Source organism: Streptomyces sp. SID3212 (assembly GCF_009865405.1).
Lineage (GTDB): Bacteria > Actinomycetota > Actinomycetes > Streptomycetales > Streptomycetaceae > Streptomyces.
The window spans coordinates 1-2,264 of the sequence record NZ_WWJY01001089.1; the positions used below are offsets into that span (position 1 = coordinate 1).

At 74.1% G+C, this 2,264-nt stretch carries 1 protein-coding gene; it reads right to left on the minus strand.

Features of this window, described 5'->3' with window-relative positions:
• Window positions 1–1,960: PAS domain-containing protein (locus tag GT042_RS32385; RefSeq protein ID WP_161312259.1), on the minus strand; the 1,960-nt coding region annotated here is incomplete at its 3' end.
• Window positions 1,961–2,264: the final 304 nt, after the last annotated feature.

A 2,264-nucleotide genomic window follows, 5' to 3' on the forward strand; every position in this document is an offset into this window, starting at 1 on the left:
GCCGTGCCCGCCGCCTACCGCCGCCCGAGGTCCCGGGCCCCTGCTGCTGAGCGGGCACCGAAGCCTGCCCGGCCACGCCGCCCTGCCCGGCCACGCCGCCCTGACCCACCACAGGACCCACCGAAGGACCCACCGCGGGATCCGCCACCGGCCCCGTCGTCCCCGCCGCCCCGTGCACGGACAGCTCCGACGACGAGGACACCGCGGCGGCCGGCGCGGGCGCCGGGACGGTCGGGATCGTCCCCCCGCCCTCCCCCAGCGGCAGTTCCAGTACGTACGCGCTCCCGCCCATCCCCGGCATCTCGTGCGTCTGGAGCACCCCGCCGTGCGCCCGTACGATCCCGCGCACGAGCGGCTCGTGCACCGGATCGCCCCCGGCGAACGGCCCGCGCACCTCGATCCGTACGACATCACCGCGCTGCGCGGCGGCCACCACGATCGTCGAGTCGACGTACCCGCCGCCCCCCGCCACCAGCCGCGCCCGGCCCGTGGAGTCGACCCCGGCCACGTCCGCGATCAGATGCGCGAGGGCCTGCGCCAGCCGGCCCGGGTCCACCTCGGCCTCGATCGGCGGGGCGTGCACCGCGAACTGCGCCCGGCCGGGGCCGATCAGCTCGATCGCGCCTTCGACGCCGGCCGCCACGACCCCGTCGAGCAGGACGTTTACCTTGGCGAGCCCTTCCGTACCGTCGTCCAGCCGCTGGTAGCCCAGCACGTTGTCGACCAGCGTGGTCATCCGCGCGTACCCGGCGGCCAGGTGGTGCAGGATCTGGTTGGCCTCGGGCCAGAGCTGTCCAGCCGGGTCGGCGGCGAGCGTGGCCAGTTCGCCGCGCAGCTCCTCCAACGGCCCGCGCAGGGCCTCGCCGAGGACGGCCGTCAGCTGGGCGTGCCGGGCCGCGACCTCGCCGTACCGCTCCGTCAGCTCCTCGATCTCGGCCGCGTACCGGTCGCTGCGGTCCGCCAGCTCCGCCGCGTGCCGCTCGGCGCCCTCGTCCAGCTCGGTGGTGAGGCGCTCGGTCGTCTCGATCAGTTCGCCGGTGAGCTGCTTCTTGACCTTCGCCAGCTCGGCGGTGAGGCGTTCCGTCGCCTCCGCCAGCTCCGCCGCGTGCTTCTTCCTCGCCTCGGCCAGCTCGGCGTTGTGCTGGTCGACGAGCTCTTCGTGCGCCCGGCGGTCGGTGAAGGTCATCACGGCGCCGACGAGCTGGTCGCCGTCCCGTACCGGCGCGGTCGTCAGGTCGACGGGCACCTGCTTGCCGTTCTTCGCCCACAGCACCTGCCCGCGCACCCGGTGCTTGCGGCCGGACCTGAGCGTGTCGGCGAGCGGGGAGTCCGCGTACGGGAACGGCTCACCGTCCGCCCGCGAGTGCAGGATCAGGGTGTGCAGCTCACGGCCGCCGAGGTCGGTGGCGCGGAAGCCGAGGATCTGGGCGGCGGCGGGGTTGACGAGGACGACCCGGCCGTCCGTGTCCGTACCGACCACGCCTTCCGACGCGGCCCGCAGGATCATCTCGGTCTGGCGCTGGGAACGGGCCAGTTCGGCCTCGGTGTCGACCGTGCCCGACAGGTCCCGTACGACCAGCATGAGCAGCTCGTCGCCGGTGTAGCTGTGGGAGTCGGTGTACGCGTCCCGGCCGTCCTCCAGGCTCGCGCTGGTCACCTCGGCGGGGAACTCGCCGCCGTCGGTGCGCCGCGCGACCATCCGGGTCGGTTTGGTACGGCCCCGGGAGTCGGCGGACTCGGGGCGGCGCATCGAGCCGGGGATGAGCTTGGAGTCGAACTCGGGGAGCAGATCGAGCAGCCCGCGCCCGACGAGGGCCGTGCCGGGGGTCTCGAACATCTCCAGGGCGATGGTGTTGGCGTTGACCACCGTGCCGTTGGCGTTGACGAGCACCAAGCCGTCGGGGAGTGCGTCGAGTATCGCCGCGAGACGAGCAGCGCCCCGGGATGGCCTGCTACTCACGACGACGCTTCCTCCCTGACCTGCTGCCCCTTGCGGACGGCCGAGCCCATCTTGCCTCTCGGGTCTCGGCCTGTCACGGGAGGGAGTCTAAAGGCTGGGGAGGGGGCCGTGGCGGCGGATGAGGGGGAGCGCACCGGAAGAGGGGGCGCGCGACACCGGGCCGCCGCCCCCCGCCCCGCGCCCCCGCGTCCGCCGATGTCCCCATATGGGGGTGCGCCGGGGGGACTTGGGGGGTGCGGGTGGGGGGGGGGCGAGCGACAGGACAGGGTCAAACCCCAAAGAGAACTGCCCCCACCCCTCCCCC